At 61.4% G+C, this 18,332-nt stretch carries 21 protein-coding genes; 2 read left to right on the forward strand and 19 right to left on the reverse strand.

The annotated features are described in order from the left end of the window. Window positions 1–109 precede the first annotated feature (109 nt). Entirely contained in the window at window positions 110–931 is an 822-nt protein-coding gene (locus V3W40_RS31420) for an SDR family oxidoreductase (RefSeq protein WP_330216321.1), read from the reverse strand. Between the two features lie 238 nt (window positions 932–1,169). Next, entirely contained in the window at window positions 1,170–1,649 is a 480-nt protein-coding gene (locus V3W40_RS31425) for a GNAT family N-acetyltransferase (RefSeq protein ID WP_027607824.1), read from the reverse strand. Between the two features lie 199 nt (window positions 1,650–1,848). Between V3W40_RS31425 and V3W40_RS31430 the strand changes: the two genes are divergently transcribed. Both V3W40_RS31430 and V3W40_RS31435 read left to right on the forward strand, forming a co-directional pair. Further along, window positions 1,849–2,181 carry a hypothetical protein gene (locus V3W40_RS31430; RefSeq protein WP_092490123.1) on the forward strand — a complete coding sequence of 111 codons (333 nt, stop codon included), beginning with the start codon at window positions 1,849–1,851 and terminating at the stop codon, window positions 2,179–2,181. Window positions 2,182–2,232: 51 nt separating this feature from the next. Then, window positions 2,233–2,499, forward strand: coding sequence for a hypothetical protein (locus V3W40_RS31435; protein ID WP_027607822.1), 267 nt, complete (start codon window positions 2,233–2,235; stop codon window positions 2,497–2,499). A gap of 62 nt (window positions 2,500–2,561) precedes the next feature. Here V3W40_RS31435 and V3W40_RS31440 read toward each other — a convergent pair whose 3' ends face one another. The 17 genes from V3W40_RS31440 to fabD all read right to left on the reverse strand — a co-directional run bounded on the left by V3W40_RS31440 (window position 2,562) and on the right by fabD (window position 18,231). Beyond that, on the reverse strand, window positions 2,562–3,479 hold the full coding sequence (locus V3W40_RS31440; RefSeq protein ID WP_065947750.1) for a PfkB family carbohydrate kinase: 918 nt from the start codon (window positions 3,477–3,479) through the stop codon (window positions 2,562–2,564). Continuing rightward, entirely contained in the window at window positions 3,472–4,938 is a 1,467-nt protein-coding gene (locus V3W40_RS31445) for a purine-cytosine permease family protein (protein ID WP_065926344.1), read from the reverse strand. Before V3W40_RS31445 ends, V3W40_RS31440 begins: the two co-directional genes overlap by 8 nt. Before the next feature lie 59 nt (window positions 4,939–4,997). Next, window positions 4,998–5,999 (reverse strand): ADP-ribosylglycohydrolase family protein, encoded by a 1,002-nt coding sequence (locus tag V3W40_RS31450; protein ID WP_330216322.1) that lies wholly within the window; start codon window positions 5,997–5,999, stop codon window positions 4,998–5,000. Beyond that, a complete protein-coding gene (locus tag V3W40_RS31455; RefSeq protein WP_330216323.1) occupies window positions 5,996–6,709 on the reverse strand; it encodes a GntR family transcriptional regulator in 714 nt (237 codons plus the stop codon). Before V3W40_RS31455 ends, V3W40_RS31450 begins: the two co-directional genes overlap by 4 nt. A 70-nt stretch (window positions 6,710–6,779) precedes the next feature. Further along, window positions 6,780–7,340, reverse strand: a complete 561-nt coding sequence (locus tag V3W40_RS31460) for a DUF1285 domain-containing protein (protein WP_065939054.1) — start codon at window positions 7,338–7,340, stop codon at window positions 6,780–6,782. A gap of 16 nt (window positions 7,341–7,356) precedes the next feature. Next, complete coding sequence (locus V3W40_RS31465; protein ID WP_027607816.1) at window positions 7,357–7,962, reverse strand: DUF4823 domain-containing protein; 606 nt, start codon at window positions 7,960–7,962, stop codon at window positions 7,357–7,359. Window positions 7,963–8,106: 144 nt separating this feature from the next. Continuing rightward, window positions 8,107–9,075, reverse strand: a complete 969-nt coding sequence (locus V3W40_RS31470; protein ID WP_065926347.1) for a GTP 3',8-cyclase MoaA — start codon at window positions 9,073–9,075, stop codon at window positions 8,107–8,109. A gap of 114 nt (window positions 9,076–9,189) precedes the next feature. After that, window positions 9,190–9,858: a TetR/AcrR family transcriptional regulator gene (locus V3W40_RS31475; RefSeq protein ID WP_027607814.1), complete on the reverse strand. Its 669-nt coding sequence runs from the start codon at window positions 9,856–9,858 to the stop codon at window positions 9,190–9,192. 445 nt (window positions 9,859–10,303) lie between these two features. Continuing rightward, the gene (locus V3W40_RS31480; RefSeq protein WP_323146244.1) at window positions 10,304–11,089 is read right to left on the reverse strand and encodes a TatD family hydrolase; all 786 of its coding nucleotides are present in this window, start codon (window positions 11,087–11,089) and stop codon (window positions 10,304–10,306) included. 63 nt (window positions 11,090–11,152) lie between these two features. After that, on the reverse strand, window positions 11,153–12,142 hold the full coding sequence (locus V3W40_RS31485; protein ID WP_074847484.1) for a DNA polymerase III subunit delta': 990 nt from the start codon (window positions 12,140–12,142) through the stop codon (window positions 11,153–11,155). Further along, the gene (gene tmk / locus V3W40_RS31490; RefSeq protein WP_330216324.1) at window positions 12,135–12,767 is read right to left on the reverse strand and encodes a dTMP kinase; all 633 of its coding nucleotides are present in this window, start codon (window positions 12,765–12,767) and stop codon (window positions 12,135–12,137) included. The genes V3W40_RS31485 and tmk overlap by 8 nt, the downstream gene beginning before the upstream one ends. Window positions 12,768–12,786: 19 nt before the next feature. After that, the gene (gene mltG / locus V3W40_RS31495; RefSeq protein ID WP_330216325.1) at window positions 12,787–13,908 is read right to left on the reverse strand and encodes an endolytic transglycosylase MltG; all 1,122 of its coding nucleotides are present in this window, start codon (window positions 13,906–13,908) and stop codon (window positions 12,787–12,789) included. A 1-nt stretch (window position 13,909) separates the two neighbouring features. Further along, window positions 13,910–14,725, reverse strand: a complete 816-nt coding sequence (pabC, locus tag V3W40_RS31500; protein WP_330216326.1) for an aminodeoxychorismate lyase — start codon at window positions 14,723–14,725, stop codon at window positions 13,910–13,912. Further along, a complete protein-coding gene (gene fabF, locus V3W40_RS31505; protein ID WP_065926163.1) occupies window positions 14,725–15,969 on the reverse strand; it encodes a beta-ketoacyl-ACP synthase II in 1,245 nt (414 codons plus the stop codon). Before fabF ends, pabC begins: the two co-directional genes overlap by 1 nt. A gap of 127 nt (window positions 15,970–16,096) precedes the next feature. Further along, the gene (gene acpP, locus V3W40_RS31510) at window positions 16,097–16,333 is read right to left on the reverse strand and encodes an acyl carrier protein (protein WP_003442511.1); all 237 of its coding nucleotides are present in this window, start codon (window positions 16,331–16,333) and stop codon (window positions 16,097–16,099) included. Window positions 16,334–16,524: 191 nt separating this feature from the next. Then, window positions 16,525–17,268, reverse strand: coding sequence for a 3-oxoacyl-ACP reductase FabG (fabG, locus tag V3W40_RS31515; RefSeq protein ID WP_330216327.1), 744 nt, complete (start codon window positions 17,266–17,268; stop codon window positions 16,525–16,527). Between the two features lie 24 nt (window positions 17,269–17,292). After that, window positions 17,293–18,231 (reverse strand): ACP S-malonyltransferase, encoded by a 939-nt coding sequence (gene fabD, locus V3W40_RS31520; protein WP_330216328.1) that lies wholly within the window; start codon window positions 18,229–18,231, stop codon window positions 17,293–17,295. Window positions 18,232–18,332 lie beyond the last annotated feature (101 nt).

Raw genomic sequence — 18,332 nt, forward strand, 5'->3', positions numbered from 1 at the left:
CTCGGCAAATGCGAAAGTACTGAGGCCGCTGAGCACGGCGGCAGCTGCCAGTACGCGTATTGCTTTTTTCATGAACGGCACCTCTTGTTGTTATTGGGAGTGGCAAGTTCTAGTCGTGGTACATCACCGACCGCCCGCCATCGATCATCAGGCAGGTGGCATTGATAAAGGGCGCCTCGTCGGTCGCCAGGAACAGCGCCGTCATCGCCACCTCGATGGGCTGGCCGATGCGCTTGGGCGGGTGCAGGTCGAACGCACGCTGGCGTTCGGCGTGGGGGTCGGGGAAACCGTTCCAGTAGTCGACGTTGAGCTGGGTCTCGATATAGCCAGGAGCGATGGCATTCACGCGGATGCCCTTGGACGCGTATTCGATACCCAGGGCGCGGGTAAGGCCGAGCAGGCCGTGCTTGGCGACCGGGTAGGGAAAGCAGCCGGGAATGATGTGGCTGGAATGGGTGGAGGCGATATTGATGATGTTGCCGATGCCCTGCTCGATCATGTGTGGCAGCACCGTGCGGCAGCCGTACCAGGCGCCGTCGAGGTCGATGGCGAAGCAACGGCGCCAGTCTTCGTCGCTCATCTCCAGCGGGTCGCGGAACACGTTGACCCCGGCGCAATTGACCAGCACATCCACCCGGCCGAAGCGCTCAATGGCCACATTGACCAACGCCAGCCATTGCGCTTTGGAGGTGATATCGACGGGTTGGGCGTAGATCTCGGCGCCGCGTTCGCGCCAGTGGGCAGCGACTTTCTCGACCTTTTCGCCCTGGATATCGGCGATCACCAGGCGCGCCTGCTGGGCCTGGAAACACGCGACGATCGCCTCACCAATGCCCTGGGCGGCGCCGGTGATGATCACCACCTTGTTCTTCAGGCGCTCGCCGTAGGTTGGCTCGGGCACGGCGGGTAATGACAACGGTTGGGCCTGCATCGCTTCACCTGTTTTATTTTTGGTAGTGAGTGCTGATGCGGACGACTATAAACCCATCATTTGAAATATCTCAATATATAAATTTGCATCCCATATATTGAACAAAAGCAAAAAATAATGTGGGAGGGGGCGTGCTCCCGATAGCGGCACGTCAGCTACACAAAGCCTGACTGATTCACCGCTATCGGGAGCAAGCCCCCTCCCACATTTGATCTACAGTGTGTTCAAGAAGGTGGCTTCAACCGAGAGCAAAATCCCGCAGCGCATCACCTTCCATGCGATAGCGCACCCACTCCTCCTGCGGCTGGGCGCCGATGGATTTATAAAAGGCAATCGCCGGCTCGTTCCAGTCCAGCACGCTCCACTCGAAGCGCGCGCACCCGTTATCAAAGGCAATCTTCGCCAAATGACGCAACAGCTTCTTGCCCGCCCCGCCACCACGTTGTTCCGGGTTGATGTACAAGTCTTCCAGGTACAGGCAGTTGCTGCCCAGCCACGTGGAATAGCTGAAAAAGAACACCGCAAACCCAATCGGCAAGCCATCCCGCGAGCAGATCAGGCCATGGGCGGTGGCGCCCTCGCTGAACAGGCTGCGCTGGATGTCCACCACGCTGGCGATCACTTCATGCCGGGCTTTCTCGTACTCGGCGAGTTCGGTGATGAAAGTCAGGATCTGCGCAGCATCGCTGGGCACGGCGGGGCGAATCTCGATGGTCATGGGCGAGCCTTGGGCAATTTCAAAGCACACATACTAAGGCGCTTTGATGACTGATTGCAGTGCAATTTATGGGGAGCCCGGCAGCCGACACACAAAATCTTACAGGTGCCAAGGCACCGTTCGTCGCCACCCAGGCACGATCATCAAGGCACAACTGACCAATAGAGGGTAAGGACATCAATCATATGGAGACACCCTCATGAAGCATTCCAAGTTTGCCGCCCTCGCATTTGCCGGCCTGTTGTCTTCGGTTTCGCTGAGTGGTTTCGCTGCCACGTCGTCCACCGGTCCTACCAACCCGGACGCCACCAGCGAATCGCAGAAATCCATGGGCACCGGCCTGGACACCAACGGTGGTGCGGTCATCGATAACACCAATGGTGCCGACCCGCATACCCAGGGTCACGATACCCAACGCCAGGCGCCAGCGGCCGTCGGCAACGGCAAAATGGGCCCTTCGGTGAATGAGCCGAAGATCAATAAAGGTGATGACTCGAACCTGCCAGGCGCGCCGAAACAGCCTGCGCCTTAACGCATCAAATGCAATCGCAACACCCGATCATTCCCCAATGAAGAGGTACGCATGAACGTCGATAAAGACCTTGAAAAAGAAGTCCTCACCCGCCTGCTGCACGCTCATCCCCAGGGGCTGGGCAAGGAAGTGCTGGATAACTACCGCGGAGAGAAAGTGGTCGCCAGTGCGTTGGCATTTCTGCAAGACCGCGGGTTGATAAAGGATGGGCATGTGACCACCGACGACGCCGGTGAATACTCGCTGAATCTGCCGATCAAGTTGACGGCGTCGGGTGTGGACGAGGCGCGCAAACTCGAAGGTGAGACGCGCCAGTAGTCCTCATGTAAAACCCAATGTGAGAGGGAGTAAGCCTTCCTCTCACATGCTTGGGCCTATGTTCAGTCAGTAAGTAATGCGTCGACTTCAGCGGTGCCAGGGGAAGTTGCCGGGCCCCAACGCGTCACCGCCAGGGCCGCCGCTGCGTTCGCCCGCTGTGCTGCCGCAGCAGGTTTCAACCCAGCCGCCAACCCCGCAATAAACACGCCCGCATGCGCATCGCCCGCGCCATTGCTATCCACCGCCTGCACCTTGAAGCCCGGCACATGCTCGATCTGACCCGCACGCCCCACCCAGCAGCCATTCGGTCCGTCACGCACCACCAATAGCGTCTCGGCGCGCAGGTGCTGGCTGAGCGCCGGCAACGCTGCAGCGATGTCCGCCGCGCCGGTAAACGCCAAGGCTTCAGGACCATTGCTGGTCCAGATATCGATACGTGGCAACAGCGCACCCATCAAGGCCGAATCCGGCGCTTTGACCAGCGGCCCCGGATCGAACACCACCACGACTTCCCGGGGCAGTGCCAGCAGCCAGTCGATCAGCGCCTGGGCCTTGCCTTCCAGGAGCAGGCTGTAGCCACTGACGTAGACGTAGTCGTCGACACGCGGTACGACGGTGGTCAAATCCTCCTGGCTGAGTTCACCCTCGACGCCGATATGGGAAATGAACGTGCGCTCGGTAGTGGCTTCGGTCAGGGACACGCACAAGCCAGTGTCCTTTGCGCTGCTGGCCGCCAGGGCCATGTCAATGCCCTCGGCCTGCATCGCTGCGCGGGCCAGGTCGCCGAAGCGGCCAGTGCCGTGACGGCCCAGATAGACCACCGGCAAGCCATTGCGCCGCGCCGCCGCCATCACGTTGAAACCACCGCCGGCTTCGAAGCTGGCGGACTTGGCCAGAACGTCGCCGCCGGTCGCAGGCAAGGTGTCGAGGGCCATGACCAGGTCGACGATGACCTGGCCGGTGTGCAGCAATCTAGACATTAGGGCTCTCTACCAACGCCGGACGACGGTCAGCCGCGCCGCCCAGTACCGCATAAATCCCACCGGCAACCAGGAAAGTGACGATCCAGCCCAGGCCATTGTGGCCGAGCCAGGAGTCGGACAACGGCCCGGCGAACCAGATATTCTCGGCGGTGGTGCCGATGGTGGTGAAGCTGAAACCCAGCACGATGGCCACGGCCCAGGCGCCGAAGGCGCGCCATTCCACACCGCCGCGATACCAGTAGGCGCTGCTCGGGCTCACGTCCAGCAGGTCCTTGGGGCTGTAGTAGTGACGATGGATCAGGTCGACCACGAAGATCCCCACCCACGCGGTGATCGGCACCGCCAGCAACGAGATGAAGGTGATGAACGGGCCGTAGAAACTGTCGGCGATCAGCATGAAGTAGATGGAACCGGCGAAGATCGCCACGATGTCGACGATCACCGCATGCACGCGCTTGACCTTCAGGCCAAGGGTCAAGGTGGTGAGGCCGGCCGAATACACCGACAGGTTGTTCGACAGCAGCAGCCCGCCAAACGCGGTGATCAGGTACGGCACCGCCATCCAGGTGGGCAGCATGTCGCGGATCGCGATGATCGGGTCAGTGGCCGCGGCCAGGTCGTTGTTGCCAACCGACAGCAGGCCGCCGAGGGTAATCAGCAACACCAGCGGAATGCCCGCACCAAATGCCGCCGACGCCACCAGGCGCACGGCCGTGACGCTGCGGTGCTGGTAGCGCGACATGTCGGCACCGGCGTTGGCCCAGCCGATACCGGTACCGGCGGCCATGGTGCCGATGCCGATGATCATCGCGCTCAGGGGAGCCGGGGTGGCGTTGAACACCGCACTCCAGTCGATGGTGGCGCAGAGGAAACCGCCCACCAGGATATTCAACGCGCCGAACACGTAGGTGGCCCACTTCTGGATCACCAGCAAGGTGGCGTGGCCCAGGCCCGATACGGCCAAGGTCAGCAACACGAACATGCCGATGAAGATCAGGGTGAGGACCGGTGCGCTTTTCGCCTCCACCGCAGAGCCGAACAGAATTGAACACAACGACAGCAACACGAAGGCCGCCGTGGTGGTGTTGACGGTTTCCCAGCCCAGGCGCGACATCAACGACACCAGCGTCGGGCCGATATTGCCGCGCACGCCGAAGATGGCGCGGGACAAGGTCAGGCTGGGGGCACGACCGCGACGGCCGGCGATGGAGATGATGCCCACCACGGCGAACGAGCCCGCGGCGCCGAGGATCGCGACGATGATCGCCTGCCAGATGGCCAGGCCGCGAAACGCCACGAGGGTGGCGCCGAGGGGCAGGCCGAGGATGCTGATATTGGCGGCGAACCACACCCAGAACAGTTGCAGTGGATGGCCGTTGCACTCGCCTTCAGGGACCGGTTCGATACCGCGGGTTTCCAATTGCCCGGCGCTTTGGCCGGAAGAAGTGCTGCTCATGAGTGGTGCTCCTGGTGCCTGTATTGTTGTGGTTGTGGCGGATACGCGGTCTTCCTGACTCAGCGCAATGCGAGCAAGCCTTGAACCAGCGGCTGCAGATCGAGGCCGTTGACCTGCTTGACCTGTTTGATCATCGATTCGGGCCAGCACTGCAGGCCGAGGCAGGCACCGAGCATCGCGCCGAGCATCGCGGCAATCGTGTCGGTATCGCCGCCCAGGCTGGCGGCCAGGCAAAGGGCTTCGAACGCGTTCATGGCCCCCACCGCCACTTGCTGGGCGAGGGCAAACGACACCACCACCGATTCCTGGGAGGCGACGGAGGTGCCAATCAATTCATACAGCAGGTCGGCGAACAGGGCTGTGTCGCCGCTGCCGACGCTCAGGGTGCGCGCCCAACTGATACGGGTGGAGATGCGCCCGCCGGCAATCCAATGGCCATGGCCTTCCGCCTGTTGAGCCACCTGGGTGCCGATATTCAAGGCTTCACCCAAGTCCACACCGTTGATGCCCGCGGACACCACCGCCGCCACTGCCGCGGCGCTGGAGATGCCCAGGTTGGTGTTGTGGGTGACCTGGCAGGCCTGGATCACCGCCTGGATAAATCGCGCCGGGTCGCTGACATCGGCGGCGATTCCCACTGGGGTGATGCGCATGGCGGCGCCATTGGTGGTGCCGTAGCGCCCGGATTCTTCCGGGGTATGGCCGTTGAGGATCATGTCGATTGCACGCTTGGTCGACGGGCCGAGCAGATCCTGGGAGCCCTTGGCGCGCATCACCGCTTCCCAATCGATCAGGCGCCGGGCGAGCACGGCGGGGTCGATCTTGCCTCGGCCCTCGACCAGCAGCTCACCCACCAGGATCGCTTGCTCGGTGTCATCGGTGATGGAGCCCGCCGGCATATTGGGCGCGATGGGTTGGTCGGCGTCGGCATCTTCCAGGCCGGTAATGGCACCGAAGCGCTGTTGCACTTGCTCACGGCTCAGGGATTGGGTGGGCATGCCCAGGGCATCGCCCAACGCCAGGCCGTAGAAAGCGCCGAGGGCGCGGGTATTCGGGGTCATTTCGAAGATCCAAACTGCAGGTGCAGGCGAAAGTGCAGAGGGTCGAGCAGGCTTTCGACGTACTCCATGAAGCGCTCGCGGCGATCGTAGGTGGTGCGCGAGGCCTTGAGGAACACCGTGCCCACCGGGCGGCCAAGCAGCTCGGCGTCTTCATCGCTGAGGGGCTCGGCGCCGATCCACTGGTCACCTTCGGCACCGACGTAACCGTAGGCTGCCAGGGTGATGGTCAGGGAATTGTCGATCAGCCCAACGCGCGGCAGGCTTTCCACGCCACCGGACGCGGGCATCAGCGAGCGCTCAAGGGAAACGGCCGTGCCATCAGTCGTGCGGCGACGGCGGTCGAGGGCGATAAATTGGTCGGTGCCGAAGCGACTGAACAGATCGGCGCGCGTCACCGCTTCCAGGCGCAGAATATCGGTGGTCACCAGGGCCCCGGTGTCCGCCAGGGCCTGGGCCCAACCGCTGGTTTGATCCAGCGCCATGCCATCAAATGTGACGATGGAGCCCACGCCGCTCTGGGTCGCGATGTAATTGCGCCTTTTGAGTTCGGCGAGGGCTTCACGCAGCGTGCCCCGGCTGACCGCAAACTCTTCAGCCAGTTGATGCTCGCCCGGCAACAGGAAACCGTCGGCCATCACCCCTCCCTCGATACGGCGGATGAGCTCGTCGACGACGCGTTTTTTCTTATCAAATCGGACATGTCTAATCATGTACAAATTGATAACCGAAAGCGGCCATTTGCAGCAAGCGAATTATTTCAGGGAGATGAAAAAACCGGTCTCACGGCTCCAGGCCAATACGGAAAAACTCGCCGCCGCTCCATACGCCAAGCCAGTTCTGACCATTGATCGGGCGACTCACTGCCAACTCCACCAATTGGTAGAACACATTGCGATGCACCAGGGCTTCGAGGTTGGTACGCACGCGCAGATAGGGGGACGGTTCCTGGGTGACGGGATCGATCACCACCCGCAGTGGATGCTCAATATCGGCTGCAACCTGCTCGTCGACGTTGGTGGTGAAACGCAGCACCTGGCTTTCGCCCTGCCCTTCGACGTCGAGAGTAACCGCGACAAAGGGCGCATCATCGACGGTGATACCGACTTTTTCCACTGGGGTGATCAGGAAGTAATCATCGCCATCTCGGCGGATGATAGTAGAGAACAATTTGACCATCGGCTTACGCCCGATCGGCGTGCCCTGGTAGAACCAGGTGCCGTCACGGGCGATGCGCATGTCGATGTTGCCGCAGAAATCCGGGTTCCACAGATGCACCGGCGCCGGTCCCTTGCCCTTGGGCAACTGAGCCAACAGATCGTTGGCCTTGGCGGAATCGGTCATGGTGTTCTCCTTGGTGTTACTGATCGCCCATGCCCAACAGGCCTCGGGCGTACTGCGCCAAGGGGCGGGCAATCAGGTCTTCTGGCTTGTTGTCGTGGAACGTCAGTAAACCGCCACGACTGCGAATACGTGCAGTATCAATCAAATACTGGGTGCTGGTCTCGATCAACATGATCTGGATTACCCCGTTGTCCAGGCCAAGCCGGTCCAGCGCCTCTTGATCAGCCCATTCGTCGGCGTTGCCGATACGGTCATCGGCCTTGGCGAAACGGCAGTACAGCAGGTAGTGGGCACCCGCCGCACGGGCCTCGGCCATCGCCTGCTCCAGGCCTTCCGGCTGACGAGCACGACGCACCATGGGGAAGTATTCGACGAAACCGTTGAAGGCTTCCTCGGCCACCACATTCGGCCGCGGGTAGGCGCTGCCGGGCGGTACAAATGCACCCTGGGCGATAAAGACAAAGGAATCCGGCTGTATGCGCACCGAGGCGGTACGACGAGTGTCGCTGTGGTCCAGCAACCCGGCGTCGCTCATCTGATAACGGGTGCCTTCGGCCATATCGCTGACGGTCATGCAACCACTCAGCGTCAACGACGCCAGCAACAAAACCAGACTACGCATCCTAATCCTCCAGAAGCCGGTGACGGAAAACCGGCGAATGGACACGAGATGCAGAATCCGCGCCATTTGGAAACAACGCAGAACTAAATGTGGGAGGGGGCTTGCTCCCTCCCACATTGGATGATGTTTAATCTTGGGAAAGCATTATCCGCCAATGATCTTCATGATCGTCGCACCGCCGGAGAAGGCCACTTCCTGCTTATCGCCCAAGGCCTTCATCAGCAGGCCTTGCAGGGCCGGCAGCGCCTGGTGGCGAGGCTTGTCCAACAGGTCGCCGACATAGTGACGGTTGCTCGACGACAGGCAGCCATGCAGCCAGCCGGTCGACGACAAGCGCAGCCGTGAACAGGTGCGGCAGAACGGTACGCTTTCGTTGGCGATCACGCCGAAGAAGCCTTTGCCCGGCACTTCGTAGCGTACCGCCGTGGCGTCCACGGGAGCGTTGGCTTGCAGGTATTCGTGGTGTTCGCCGATCAGGCCGAGCAGTTGTTGCAGGCTGACGAACTGCTGCAGGAATGCATTGGAGTCCTTGGCCAGGTGGCCCATGCGCATCAACTCGATAAAACGCAGCTCGTAGCCACGCTCCAGACAGTAGTCGAGCAGCGGCATCACCTGGTCGAGGTTCTGGCCGCGCAACGGCACCATGTTGACCTTGATCTTGATCCCGGCAGCACGCGCCTGGTCCATGCCATCGAGCACGGTCGCCAGGTCGCCGCCACGGGCGATGCTGCGAAAGGCGCCGGCATCCAGGGTATCGAGGGAGACGTTGATACGCCGAATCCCCGCATCCACCAGCAGCGGCAGTTTGCGCGCCAGCAACTGGCCGTTGGTGGTCAGGCTGATGTCGCTGAGGCCCATGCCGCCCACGGCGCCCATGAAGGCTTCCAGCTTGGGGCTGACCAGCGGCTCGCCACCGGTGATGCGCAAGCGCTCGATGCCCGCCGCCTCGATCAGGTAGGCCACGCCACGGGCCATGGCCTCGGCCGAGAGTTCGTCCTGGGCAGCCACCAGCCGCTTGCCGTTCGGCACGCAGTAGGTACACGCGTAATTGCAGGCTGAGGTCAGGCTGATCCGCAAATTGCGAAAACGCCTGCCTTGACGATCAACGATCATGGATCACTCCGGCAGAGGATGATTCGGGCGTGCTAAAAACTGACTGATAAATCAGCTTTTAGCAATATCCTTGCCTGAGTATATTCCTGGGTTACTGCGCCTGGCAGCAAATCATTACGTGGCCGGGGTTTCGACGGGGGCCGCTTCAACCAGTGCCGGCTCGGAGCTGTGCTTGCGCTTGTTGCCCATGCGCACACCGATATCCATCAGGAACTGGAAGAAACCTTCCTGGTCTTCCAGCACATTGCTCCAGAACGGCGAGTGGTACAGCGCCACGGCGCCGTGCACCAAGGCCCAGGCGGCGCAGTAGTGGAAATACGGCGGTACGTCTTCAAGCTTGCCTTCGCTGATGCGGCCCTTGATCAGCAGGGTCAGGCGCTCGAAGTTCGAGGCGCGAATCTTGTGCAGCTCCTCGACCATCTCCGGCACTTGATGGCCCTTGACCACCTTCTCTTCCAGGCGGTCGAACAGGCGGTAGCGCTGCGGGTCGCGCATGCGGAACTCGAAGTAGGCCCGGGACAGGGCCTCCTTGTCCTTGTCGACATCGGCCGAATGCAGCAGCTCGTTCAAGTCGCGCTCGTAGTCGAGCATGAGGCGCAGGTAGATCTCGGCCTTGGACTTGAAGTGCTTGTAGATCGTGCCTTTGCCAATACCCACGGCATCCGCGATCATCTCGACGGTGACGCTGTCTTCGCCTTGTTCGAGGAACAACTTGAGTGCGGTGTCGAGAATTTCCTGCTCACGGCGGCGAAACTCACGGACCTTACGGGGTTCTTTGTGCATGAGGAAGAGGTCTGCAAAGGTCGGAATAGGGAGGGCTGCGCAGGGCCACGAATACATGGCGATACGATTTACCCAGTGCGAGGGATTATCCCGACTGAACGGTCGTTGGGCAACGTCTATGTGAACCCGCCCTGCACTTTACTTTCAAGGCGCCAACGTTTTCATGCCTATCAGTCAGAAATAATACGCAACAACTGCACCCGTGCACCTGCCCAATGAGAACTCAAGCGAAGCGCATGTATTCCAAATCTGTTTAAAAAACGATCAGTCGCGACTGGACTGAATCAGATACTGATCAATACTTGAACTGTCGGCGTGACATCTCCCCCAAGTGAAGCGCCGACCTGGGTACCGACGGACTGTGTGCCCTTGTTTTACTCCTAATGGTCTTAACCCGGATTCACCCCCCAGAACCCGGGTTTTTTTTGCCTGCGATTCAGTCGTGTCATGCGGCGACGTGGGCCAGCGGGAACAGGCGCTTGAAGTTCTCGGTGGTCTGCTCGGCAAAGCGCTCATAGGACTCACCGCGCAGCATCGCCAGGTAGTCCGCCACATCCCGTACATATTCGGGCAGGTTCGGTTTGCCACGATGGGGAATCGGCGCCAGGTACGGCGAGTCGGTTTCCACCAGCAGGCGGTCGGCTGGCACTTGGCGCGCCACGTCGCGCAGGGCATCGGCATTGCGGAAAGTGACAATGCCCGACAGGGAAATATAGAACCCCAGGTCGAGCGCTGCCCTGGCCATGTCCCAATCCTCGGTAAAGCAATGCAACACGCCGGCCTGGGGCAACGCGGCTTCGCGCAACAGGGCCAGGGTGTCGGCACGGGCACCACGGGTGTGGACGATCACCGGCTTGCCGGTTTGCCCGGCGGCCTGCAAATGCAGGCGAAACGAGGCCTGCTGCAACTCGGCGGCTTCCGGCTCGTAATGGTAGTCCAGGCCGGTTTCGCCAATGGCCACCACGCGCGGGTGATTGAGTTCGCCCAGCAGCCAGTCGAGGGCCGGGGCTTCGCCGGGCTTGAGGTCCAGCGGGTGGATACCCACCGAGCAATCCACATCGGCATAACGCTCAGCCAAGGCTTTGACGTCGGCAGCATTTTCGGCGCTGACGCCAATGCACAGGAAATGCCCTACCCCACGCTGGCGTGCAGCGTCGAGGGCAGCATCCAGGGAGCCGCCATGCTGGGCAAGGTCGAGGCGATCAAGGTGGCAATGGGAATCTACAAGCATAGGAAATTACGACTTAGGTCACGGAAAGTGTCTGGCCAACGATACACCCGTCGGCCAAGGAAATTAACGGCGGCCGAGCAAGCCAACCCACTGCACCAGCAGCGCTTCAAGCAACAGCACGCGGTTGAGGTTGGCCTTGCCGAGCACCTTCTGGCGCTGGGCGAGGATCCAGTCCTGGATAGTCAGCACCTTGTCCTGGGCACTTTTCTGCGCGAGGTATTGCACCACCTTGCGCATGTCCGGCAGGCCCAGGCCGTTTTCATCCTGGGTCAACTGGTAGCGCAGGATCAGGCTCGACCAATCACAGAACCAGTCGAACAGCAGCAGCAAGGGAATGTCCTTCCAGGCGCTTTCAGCCAACTGGGTGGCGGACAGCTCTTGCTTGAGCAGTTTTTTCACCCCATCCACAACCAGGGCGCGTTGCTCACGTACGCCCTGGGCTTGCAGCTTGACGGCCGCCAGCGGGGAACCGGCCGCCAGGGTCAGCAACTCGATCCGCTCCTCTGCGGAGCAATCCGGCAGCGCCTTCGCCAGCCATTGCAGGCTCATGGCTTCGCTGGGCAACGGGCAGGCCTGCTGTACACAACGGCTGCGAATGGTCGGCAACAAGCGGCTGGACTGGTGGCTCACCAGCAACAGCACCGTGTCGCCGGAGGGTTCTTCCAGGCTCTTGAGCAAGGCATTGGCGGCGTTGATGTTCATCGCCTCCACCGGCTCGATCAGCACCACCTTGCGCCCGCCCATCTGCGCGGTCTGCACCACGAAACTGACGAGGTCACGCACCTGGTCGACCTTGATCGCCTTATCGGCCTCCTCGGGTTCGAGCAGGTAGTTGTCCGGGTGGCTGCCGGCCTTGAGCAACAGGCAGGATTTGCACGCGCCGCAGGCTTCAAGGTTGACCGGGCGCTGGCACAGCAGGCTGGCCATGAGTCGCTCAGCCAGATCGCGCTTACCAATCCCGATCGGCCCATGCAGCAGATAGGCGTGGGCGTGCTGGGCACGGCCGGCCAACTGCTGCCAGAGACTGTCCTGCCATGGGTAGGCTTCAGCCACGGGCGCGCTCCAACAGCTTGGGTAACAGGGCGTCGATGGCCTGCTGCACCTGCGTCAACGGCTGGGCCGCGTCCAGCAGGTGGTAGCGCGCCGGTTCAGCCTGGGCGCGCTTGAGAAACGCGCTGCGCACAGCATTGAAAAAACCCTGGCCTTCCAGTTCGAAACGGTCGAGACGCCCACGGGCGCTGGCGCGGGCCATGCCCACTGCCACCGGCAGGTCGAACAACAGGGTCAGGTCGGGACGTAGATCACCCTGCACAAAGGTTTCCAACGTGGCGATACGCGCCAGGGACAAACCCCGGCCACCGCCCTGGTAGGCATACGTGGAATCGGTAAAACGGTCGCAGATCACCACGGCACCGCGGGCCAGGGCCGGACGAATCACCTCGGCCAGGTGCTGGGCACGGGCAGCGAACACCAGCAGCAGCTCGGTGTCCGGGTTCATCTGTTCTTCGCCTGGGGCCAGCAACACGTCACGGATGCGCTCGGCCAGGGGTGTACCGCCGGGCTCACGGGTCAACACCACCTCGACACCTTCAGCGCGCAAGCGGCCGGCCAGGTAATCGCGGTTGGTGCTTTTGCCGGCGCCTTCGGGGCCTTCCAGGGTAATAAACAAGCCAGTCACAGGCAGTCCTTAGTCAGAGTCATTGCGGGCTTTGCGGCGCGGCGGCATCCAGCGCGGGCTCGGCGGGTGCATCAGCAGGCGGCGCTACGTCTTCCGGCGGTTTTACCAGCGGTGCCGGGCTTGAGCGGTAATCGGCACGGCGCTTGAGCTGGAACTCACGCACAGCGGCATTATGCGCACCCAGGTCATCGGAGAAAATATGGCTGCCGTCGCCACGGGCGACGAAATACAGGCTGCTGCCCGGCACCGGGTTCAACGCGGCATGGATCGCCTCGCGGCCGACCATGGCGATGGGTGTCGGCGGCAGGCCGGCAACCATGTAAGTGTTATAGGGGTTGGCTTCCTTGAGGTGCGCACGGGTCAACTTGCCGTTGTAGCGCTCACCCAGGCCGTAGATCACGGTGGGGTCCGTCTGCAGCAGCATGCCGATCTTCAGGCGGCGTACGAATACCCCGGCAATCTGCCCGCGCTCTTCCGGCACACCGGTCTCTTTCTCCACCAGGGAGGCCATGATCAAGGCTTGATAGGGGTCGGTATAGGGCGCGTCGGCAGCACGCTTGCTCCACTCCTGGGCGAGTACATCATCCAGGCGGTTATAGGCTTTCTTCAGGAACTCGACATCGGTCATGCCGCGCACGAAGCGGTAGGTATCCGGGAAGAACCGACCTTCGGGGAACACGCCAGGATGGCCGAGCTTGTCCATCACTTCGCTGTCACTCAGGCCCGCCAGGGTCTGCACGATCTTTTCATGCTTGGCCAGGGCCGAACGCACCTGGCGGAAATTCCAGCCCTCCACCAGCGTCAGGCTGTATTGCACCACTTCGCCGCGCTGCCACAGGCCGATCAGGCCTTCGGCGGTCATGCCCGGGGTCATGCGGTATTCACCGCTGTGCAGCGGTTGACCGTCCAGGTTGAAGCGCCAATACAGGCGCAACCAGAACGCGCCGTCGAGCACGCCATCGGCTTCCAGGCGATTGAAGGTCCCGGTGGGCGTCGCCCCGGCCGGCACATCGAGCAATTGCTCCTGGGTCAGATTCAACGGCTGCTTCAAGGCAGCGTCATATTTCCACGCGGAAAACCCCAACAGCAAAGCCGCCGAGAACAGACCGATCAGCAGCAGTACAACCAGTTTTCGTATCAACTCAAATATCCAATAGCGCGCGAACAATGCCCTGCAGTTTACGGGTGAGCGGCCCAACCGACCAGCTCATCGCAGCGCACCCACGCACCGGCCAAATGCCATATACGCTGTTGCACATAAAGACTTCGTCAGCCTCCCGCAATTGCTCAAGGCTGATGTCAGCCACGGCTACCGGGATGCCCAGGGCGCTCGCCTGAGCCAGAATCTCGGCGCGCATGACGCCTGCAACGCCGCAACGATTCAGATCGGCGGTTAGTAACAAGCCATTACTTACCAGGAACAGGTTGCTGAATACGCCTTCGATGACACGCCCGGACACATCCAGCATCAACCCTTCGGCATATTCGGCATCCTGCCATTCCGCACGGGCGATCACCTGCTCGAGGCGATTGAGGTGCTTGAGACCGGCCAGCAGCGGCTGCTCGGCCAGGCGGGTGGCGCACGCAAACAGACGAACACCGTCGGCTCCATGGGCCTGGGGATAGGTAGCAGGCGGATTGCCCTGCAAGATACGACGCACTGGCGCCTCGGGGTTGATGCCATAACCGCGCAGGCTGTCGCCGCGGGTGAGGATCAGCTTGAGGACACCGTCGCCGAGAGCGGCGGCATAGGCCTGCACTTCGCTGCGGACCAACGTCTGATCCACAACGAGAGCGAGGCGCCTGCAGCCCTCATCCAGGCGTTGCAGGTGACGGTCAAGCAGCACGGGCTGCCCGGCCTTGACGGCGATGGTCTCGAACAGGCCATCACCGTACGCCAGGCCGCGATCTTTCAGGGGCACGCTGTCCGCTGGCTGACCGTCGACCCAGCTGTGCATCACTCGGCGAACCGGCGGAACACCAAGGAACCGTTGGTGCCACCGAAGCCGAACGAGTTGGAAATCGCAACGTCGATCGGCATCTGTTGCGGCTCATGCGGCACGAAGTTCAGGTCGCAGCCTTCGTCCGGCTCATCGAGGTTGATGGTCGGCGGAGCGACCTGGTCCTTGATGGCCATCACGCTGAAGATCGCTTCTACCGCGCCCGCCGCACCCAAGAGGTGGCCGGTCATGGACTTGGTAGAACTGACCGCCAGCTTGTAGGCGTGCGCGCCGAACACCGACTTGATGGCTTCGGCTTCCGCCAGGTCGCCCGTCGGGGTCGAGGTGCCATGGGCATTGATGTACTGCACCTGGTCCGGGTTGACCTTGGCATCGCGCAAGGCGTTGGTGATGCAACGCGCAGCGCCGGCACCGTCGGACGGTGGCGAGGTCATGTGATAGGCGTCGCCACTCATGCCAAACCCGATCAACTCGGCATAGATGGTGGCACCACGCGCCTTGGCGTGTTCCAACTCTTCGAGCACCAGGGCACCGGCGCCGTCGGCCAGTACAAAGCCGTCACGGCCCTTGTCCCACGGACGGCTGGCACGGGTCGGCTCGTCATTGCGGGTCGACAGCGCACGGGAGGCGCCAAAGCCGCCCATTCCCAGGCCACAGGCGGCCATTTCAGCACCACCGGCGATCATCACGTCGGCTTCGTCATAGGCGATGTTACGCGCCGCCATGCCGATGCAGTGGGTACCCGTGGTGCACGCGGTAGCAATCGCGTAGTTAGGCCCCTGCGCCCCCAAGTGGATGGACAGGAAACCGGAAATCATATTGATGATCGAGCCAGGCACGAAGAACGGTGAAATTCGACGAGGGCCGGAATCATGCAGCGTGCGGCTGGTTTCTTCGATATTGGTCAAACCGCCAATACCCGAACCCATGGCCACGCCGATGCGCTCACGGTTGGCGTCGGTCACTTCCAGGCCAGCGTTACGCACTGCCTGGAAACCGGCTGCCAGGCCGTATTGAATGAACAGGTCGAGCTTGCGGGACTCTTTGATCGAGAGATATTCCTCGACATTGAACCCCTTTACCGAGCCGCCAAAACGGGTGGAATAGGCAGAAAGGTCCGTGTGTTCGATCAGACCAATACCACTGCGGCCAGCCAGAATGCCCTGCCAACTGCTCGGCACATCCGTACCCAGTGGCGACAACATACCCATACCGGTGACTACGACGCGTCTACGCGACACAGCACTCTCCTTTTTCTAATGACGACACTTTGCTTCAGAGCTTACTTTTCATCAGCGCTAAAGAAAAAACCGCACGCCGTTACAGCAGTGCGGTTTTTCCCTAACAGCAGGCGACGACTACAAACTATTACGCCTGGTGGTTCGTAACGTAGTCGATAGCAGCTTGAACAGTAGTGATTTTTTCAGCTTCTTCGTCCGGGATTTCGGTCTCGAATTCCTCTTCCAGAGCCATCACCAGCTCAACGGTGTCAAGGGAATCGGCACCCAGGTCTTCTACGAAGGAAGCAGTGTTGACCACTTCTTCTTCTTTGACGCCCAGTTGCTCGGCAACGATTTTCTTGACGCGCTCTTCGATGGTGCTCATACCTTGTTTAACTCCTAATGGACAAATTCAGGCAGCTGGCCAGTGGGTAAGTGTATAGAAAGCCTTTTCAGCTTTTCAACTGAAAGCTTCACCCTGTACCCGGTTTGCCACCTGCCTATAAATTAAGTTGCAGCTTTATAACGGATTTTAGACAGCTCGTATGACATTTTTTTGAAGCGATCCGTCACAATTTAGCTCATGTACATCCCGCCGTTCACCGGGATTGTAGCCCCAGTCACGTATGCCGCACCGTCGGATGCCAGGAAAGCGACCACATTCGCGATCTCTTGAGCCTGGCCCAGACGGCCCAGCGGAATCTGCGTCAGCAAGCCTTCACGCTGTGCTTCCGGCAGTTCGCGGGTCATATCGGTGTCGATGAACCCTGGGGCCACCGAGTTGACCGTAATCGACCGCGAACCGACTTCACGCGCCAATGCACGGCTGAAACCTTCCAGGCCGGCCTTGGCGGCTGCATAGTTTACTTGGCCTGCGTTGCCCATGGCACCCACTACGGAGCCAATATTGACAATTCGACCCCAACGGGCCTTGGTCATGCCGCGCAAAACCCCCTTGGACAGGCGAAACAGACTGTTCAGGTTGGTATCGACCACGTCGTACCATTCGTCGTCTTTCATGCGCATCATCAGGTTATCGCGGGTGATACCGGCATTGTTCACCAGAATTGCCGGCGCACCGAACTGTGCGGTGATCTCGGCCAGTACGGCAGCCACGGACTCATCGCTGGTCACGTTCAGCTCAAGGCCGGTGCCTTGAACGCCGTTTTCCTTCAGGGTCGCGGCGATACGCTCGGCGCCCGAAGCAGAAGTGGCGGTGCCGATCACGACGGCGCCCTGACGGCCCAGTTCCAGGGCGATGGCCTGGCCAATGCCACGGCTCGCGCCGGTAACCAGTGCAACTTTACCTTGCAGACTCATGCAGGCTTCTCCTAAGTTCGGGGATCAGGCCAGCGCCGCACGAGCGGCAGCGAAGGCATCCGGGGTATTGAGGTTGGCAGTCGACACGCCGTCGGCGCAGCGTTTGTTCAGGCCAGCCAGGACTTTGCCCGGGCCGCACTCGACCAGCTCGGTGGCGCCATTGGCGGCCAGGGTCTGGACCGACTCGACCCAGCGCACAGGCTTGTAGAGTTGCTCCAGCAGGTCGCGCTTGAGGGTGTCGAGGTCGGCGGCCACGGCTGCGCTGACGTTCTGCACCAGCGGGATCTGTGGCGCCTGCCAGTTGATGGCAGCAATGGACTCGGCAAAACGCTCGGCAGCCGGGCGCATCAGCTCGCAGTGTGACGGCACGCTCACCGGCAACGGCAATGCACGCTTGGCACCCCGCGCCTTGCAGCCTTCGATGGCACGCTCGACGGCCGCCCTGGCACCGGCGATCACCACCTGGCCTGGGGAGTTGAAGTTTACCGCGCTGACCACTTCGCCCTGGGCCGCTTCGGCGCAGGCTTCGATCACGACGGCATCGTCCAGCCCCAGGATAGCGGCCATGCCGCCCTGCCCGGCCGGAACGGCTTCCTGCATCAGCTGTCCACGACGCTCGACCAGCTTGACCGCTTCAGCAAGGGTCAGGCTGCCCGCCGCCACCAGGGCGCTGTATTCGCCCAGGCTATGACCGGCCACGAAAGCCGGACGCGCACCGCCTTCGGCCAACCACAAGCGCCACAGGGCTATCGAAGCGGTCAGGATGGCTGGCTGGGTTTTATCGGTTTGATTGAGCTGCTCTTCCGGCCCCTGTTGGGTCAGCGCCCACAGGTCGTAACCCAGGGCCTCGGAAGCTTCCTTGAACGTGTCCAGGATCAGCGGGTATTGCACGCCCAGCTCGGCCAACATGCCGAGGGACTGCGAACCCTGCCCTGGAAAGACGAATGCGAGGGATGTAGACATGTAACAAGCCCCTAATGATCTGGTCGTCGGAAATGGTCGCTCCTCGGTGGGAGCGCACGAAACTGACAGATTGGATGGTCAATTGAACTGGCCGGTCACAT

Source organism: Pseudomonas sp. AM8, assembly GCF_036346475.1.
Lineage (GTDB): Bacteria > Pseudomonadota > Gammaproteobacteria > Pseudomonadales > Pseudomonadaceae > Aquipseudomonas > Aquipseudomonas marginalis.

Bases quoted from the DNA above. Each gene is read 5' to 3' on its own strand.
- V3W40_RS31420 (WP_330216321.1), bottom strand. From the start codon at position 931: ATGCAGGCCCAACCGTTGTCATTACCCGCCGTGCCCGAGCCAACCTAC.
- V3W40_RS31425 (WP_027607824.1), bottom strand. From the start codon at position 1,649: ATGACCATCGAGATTCGCCCCGCCGTGCCCAGCGATGCTGCGCAGATC.
- V3W40_RS31430 (WP_092490123.1), top strand. From the start codon at position 1,849: ATGAAGCATTCCAAGTTTGCCGCCCTCGCATTTGCCGGCCTGTTGTCT.
- V3W40_RS31435 (WP_027607822.1), top strand. From the start codon at position 2,233: ATGAACGTCGATAAAGACCTTGAAAAAGAAGTCCTCACCCGCCTGCTG.
- V3W40_RS31440 (WP_065947750.1), bottom strand. From the start codon at position 3,479: ATGTCTAGATTGCTGCACACCGGCCAGGTCATCGTCGACCTGGTCATG.
- V3W40_RS31445 (WP_065926344.1), bottom strand. From the start codon at position 4,938: ATGAGCAGCACTTCTTCCGGCCAAAGCGCCGGGCAATTGGAAACCCGC.
- V3W40_RS31450 (WP_330216322.1), bottom strand. From the start codon at position 5,999: ATGACCCCGAATACCCGCGCCCTCGGCGCTTTCTACGGCCTGGCGTTG.
- V3W40_RS31455 (WP_330216323.1), bottom strand. From the start codon at position 6,709: ATGATTAGACATGTCCGATTTGATAAGAAAAAACGCGTCGTCGACGAG.
- V3W40_RS31460 (WP_065939054.1), bottom strand. From the start codon at position 7,340: ATGACCGATTCCGCCAAGGCCAACGATCTGTTGGCTCAGTTGCCCAAG.
- V3W40_RS31465 (WP_027607816.1), bottom strand. From the start codon at position 7,962: ATGCGTAGTCTGGTTTTGTTGCTGGCGTCGTTGACGCTGAGTGGTTGC.
- V3W40_RS31470 (WP_065926347.1), bottom strand. From the start codon at position 9,075: ATGATCGTTGATCGTCAAGGCAGGCGTTTTCGCAATTTGCGGATCAGC.
- V3W40_RS31475 (WP_027607814.1), bottom strand. From the start codon at position 9,858: ATGCACAAAGAACCCCGTAAGGTCCGTGAGTTTCGCCGCCGTGAGCAG.
- V3W40_RS31480 (WP_323146244.1), bottom strand. From the start codon at position 11,089: ATGCTTGTAGATTCCCATTGCCACCTTGATCGCCTCGACCTTGCCCAG.
- pabC (WP_330216326.1), bottom strand. From the start codon at position 14,725: ATGCACAGCTGGGTCGACGGTCAGCCAGCGGACAGCGTGCCCCTGAAA.
- acpP (WP_003442511.1), bottom strand. From the start codon at position 16,333: ATGAGCACCATCGAAGAGCGCGTCAAGAAAATCGTTGCCGAGCAACTG.
- fabG (WP_330216327.1), bottom strand. From the start codon at position 17,268: ATGAGTCTGCAAGGTAAAGTTGCACTGGTTACCGGCGCGAGCCGTGGC.
- fabD (WP_330216328.1), bottom strand. From the start codon at position 18,231: ATGTCTACATCCCTCGCATTCGTCTTTCCAGGGCAGGGTTCGCAGTCC.